The organism is Rhodoblastus sp. (assembly GCF_052145335.1).
Taxonomy (GTDB): Bacteria; Pseudomonadota; Alphaproteobacteria; order Rhizobiales; family Beijerinckiaceae; genus Rhodoblastus.
This window is the reverse complement of sequence record NZ_JBKQOU010000315.1, coordinates 1-3,302: the sequence shown is the minus strand read 5'-3', so window position 1 is coordinate 3,302 and position 3,302 is coordinate 1. Positions and strand designations below refer to the sequence as shown.

General features: G+C 61.0%; 4 protein-coding genes. All 4 read left to right on the top strand.

All coding sequences use genetic code 11. The features are described 5' to 3' along the window. The coding region (tnpA, locus tag ACLP2E_RS19190) for an IS66-like element accessory protein TnpA (protein ID WP_442466838.1) at positions 1 to 436 on the top strand (436 nt) is incomplete at its 5' end. Continuing rightward, positions 433 to 786, top strand: coding sequence for an IS66 family insertion sequence element accessory protein TnpB (gene tnpB / locus ACLP2E_RS19185; protein ID WP_442466837.1), 354 nt, complete (start codon positions 433 to 435; stop codon positions 784 to 786). The genes tnpA and tnpB, both read left to right, overlap by 4 nt. Before the next feature lie 50 nt (positions 787 to 836). Next, positions 837 to 2,411 (top strand): IS66 family transposase, encoded by a 1,575-nt coding sequence (gene tnpC / locus ACLP2E_RS19180; protein WP_442466836.1) that lies wholly within the window; start codon positions 837 to 839, stop codon positions 2,409 to 2,411. Next, a complete protein-coding gene (locus ACLP2E_RS19175) occupies positions 2,408 to 3,007 on the top strand; it encodes a UPF0149 family protein (protein ID WP_442466835.1) in 600 nt (199 codons plus the stop codon). Before tnpC ends, ACLP2E_RS19175 begins: the two co-directional genes overlap by 4 nt. Positions 3,008 to 3,302: the final 295 nt, after the last annotated feature.

The window sequence follows — 3,302 nt, the reverse complement described above, 5'->3', positions numbered from 1 at the left end:
CGATCATAATGATACTCATCAAGACAATCGCAATGACAGCCAGGGCTATCGCCGGATCGAGTTGATCACCGGGACGGCGCGGCGGCGGCGCTGGAGCGACGACGAGCGGGCGCGGATTTTGGCGGAAAGCTTCGAGCCGGGCGCGAATGTCTCGGCCGTCGCCCGCCGACACGGCGTGAATGGCGGCCTGCTGCACTATTGGCGCAAGCAAGCCAGGACGCGGGCTCGCGAAGAGGCGCAGGCGGATGCGCCGCTGTTTATTCCAGTGGCGATCGCCAAGGCGAGCAGCGACGCCGTTGGCGAGACGCCTCGACTCCTGTCGTCGCCTGGCCGGATGATTGAGATTGAGACCAGAGGCGCGCTGGTGCGCGTTCCTACGGGCGTCGACCCAGAAACGCTGGCGGTCGTGCTGGCTGCGCTGCGTCGCGCCGGATGATCGGATTTGGCGACGAACGCAAGGTCTTGGTCGCCGCGCGGCCGATCGATTTTCGTCGTGGCGTCCATGGTCTGGTGGCGATGGCCGCGCAGGCTTTGAACGGGGATTTCTATCGCGGCGATATCTTCGTCTTTCGGTCGAAACGCCGGGACCGTTTGAAGCTCCTGGTTTTTGACGGGACAGGAACAATCCTGGCGACCAAATGGCTTGAGGAAGGGGCGTTCACTTTTCCACCGGTTCAAGACGGCGCGATCGTTCTGACGGCGACGCAACTGTCGGGTTTGGTTGCCGGACGTGACTGGACCCGGGTTGCCCAAAAGCCCGTGAAGCGGCCGCATAAAACGGCTTGAATCGCCTCATTATGCTGGCGATTCAAGGCGAATTGCGCTAGTGTTTCCTTATGGTTCTTCTCCCAGAAAAACTCCCTCGCGACCCCGACCAGCTGATCGAAATCATCCTTGATTTACGCAGCGAAGTCGAGACGCTGCGGACGTCGGTCGCGACGTTGAAGACGATGATCTTCGGGCCGCGATCGGAACGAAGCGCCCTCATCGTCGCCGAACAATTATCGCTGGGATTGGATGGCGATGAGACGAACGCCGCCATGCCGGCGCCCGCCAATGACGACAGCGCCGCCGTCCAAACCGCCCAAACGCGGAAAGGCCGCCGCAAAGCGCAACGCAATATCGGCGCTCTGCCTGAGCATTTGCCCCGCGTCGAGCAGACGATCGAGCCCGAGACGACGGTGTGCCCGTGTTGCGCCGGCCGCCTTCACCGCATCGGCGAGACCGTCAGCGAAACCCTGGACCGGGTTGCGGCGGTGCTGCGCGTATTGCGCACGATCCGGCCGAAATACGCCTGCCGCGCTTGTGAAGAAGCGGTCGTGCAGGCCCCCGCGCCGCCACGTCTGATCGAAAGCGGAATGGCCTCGACCGCGCTCGTTGCCTGGGTTGCCGCGGCGAAATACGCCTGGGGCTCGACGCTTTATCGTCAGGCGCTGATCCTGGCCGGCCAAGGCGTCTCCATCGATCGCCAGACGCTGGCCCGGTGGATGAAACGGACGGCCTGGATGCTGCAGGGCCTTTATCTCGCGCAGATCGCCGCCATGCATGCGCATCCGCGCCTGTTCTGCGACGAAACGCCCGTGCGAGTGCTGGATCCTGGGCGAGGCCGAACGAAGATCTGTCAGTTCTGGGCCCACGCCACGGACGATCGCTCTTGGAAAGGGCCCGCGCCGCCAGCGGTCGCCTATATCTTCGCGGGCGGCCGGGGCAAGAAGGAGATCGCCGGACAATTGGCTGGCTTCGAGGGCGTGCTGCAAGTCGATGGCTATGCCGCCTACACGGCGCTGGCGGGAGACAAGACGCACGCCGGCAAGATCCAATTGGCGTTTTGTCTCGTTCATGCGCGCCGGAATTTCGTCAAAGTCCACAAGACGACGAACTCGCCCTTCGCCAAGGAAGTAATCGAGCGCATCGGCGCCGTCTACGCGATCGAAAAGAAGATCCGCGGCCTGGACGCCGCCCAGCGTCGCGCCGTGCGGCAGGCCGAGACAAAGCCGCTGATGGAAGCGTTGAAAGCCCGGTTCGAAGAGACCAAGGATGGGATATCGCGCGGTTCGACCCTGGTCAAAGCGATCGACTACGCGCTCGAACGCTGGGCCGGCCTGACCTTGTTCCTGGAGGACGGACGGCTGGAGCCGGACACCAACACCGTCGAACGTTCGATCCGGCCGATCTCGATCGGAAAAAAGAACAGCCTGTTTTGCGGAGACGAAGGCGGGGGCCAGACCTGGGCGATTATAGCTTCGCTGCTGAACACGGCCAAAATGAATGGCCTTGATCCCGAAAGTTATTTGACCGATGTGTTGGAGCGGATGGTCTCAGGCCGCACGACAAACGACCGGCTGCATGAGCTGTTGGCATGGAATTGGAAGCCCGATTGCTTGGCGCAGCCTGCAAAGGCGGCTGCATGATGCAAGAGCCGCCGTTATTCTACCAGGAGCTTGATCTCATCCTGCGCGGCGCAGGGGATGAAGATCTTGTCGGCATCAGCGCAGTCGACGGCCTGATCGCCGCTGTCGTCGCAGGCCCCGCCTTTATCGAGCGGGAGGAATGGCTGCGGCAGATCATCGGCGACCGCGGGATCGCTGCTGCGGCTTCGGGCGGTCAGACCAAGCTTTTCGTGCAATCAATTATGCGCCGCCATGATGACGTCGCCGATGTTTTGGCGCATAGGCCGGAATCCTATCTGCCGATATTTATGCATGACGAGGGGAATATCGTCGCCGAGGATTGGACAGTCGGCTTTATGATGGGCGTGGGGTTGCGCGCCAAAGTTTGGGAGAAGATCATGCTCTCCCCATTCCGATTGAAGCTGGCGCCTATTTTTTCGGTTCATACGGTCGGTCGACGAATGATGCCCGACATCCCGGAAACCGAACTCGACCAAATCAAGGCGACAGCCCCCGCTGCGATCGCCGAAGTCATAGCGGAATTATACAAGCACTGCGCCGACCGTCGCACATCGAGCCGACGTCTTGCGAAATCACGATCACCTCTTCGCCGCTAACGGCCCATGGAATCAGCCTGTGGCATAGCCGTACCGTTTACTTTCGAACCAGCTGAAAGCCGCCGAAGCTCCACGGCGGAATAGTCCGTCCCGATCTTCAACGTAGCTGGCATGGCGCTGATCCTCCTCGCGCCAGTAAATCGGTTCAATGACGATCTTGGGTTATTCTTCTGGTCAGCAATAGAGGTCGTTAATATTCGTCGAATGCGTACTATGGAAGCGGGGATATAGTCCGCGCAATTTCTATATTTCTTGCGGTGCCATTGCCTTACTTGCCATGGCGATCACCTTTGCC

What these genes read in the sequence shown, in the direction of transcription:
- ACLP2E_RS19175 (WP_442466835.1), top strand. Translation starts at nt 2,408, where the DNA reads ATGATGCAAGAGCCGCCGTTATTCTACCAGGAGCTTGATCTCATCCTG.
- tnpB (WP_442466837.1), top strand. Translation starts at nt 433, where the DNA reads ATGATCGGATTTGGCGACGAACGCAAGGTCTTGGTCGCCGCGCGGCCG.
- tnpC (WP_442466836.1), top strand. Translation starts at nt 837, where the DNA reads ATGGTTCTTCTCCCAGAAAAACTCCCTCGCGACCCCGACCAGCTGATC.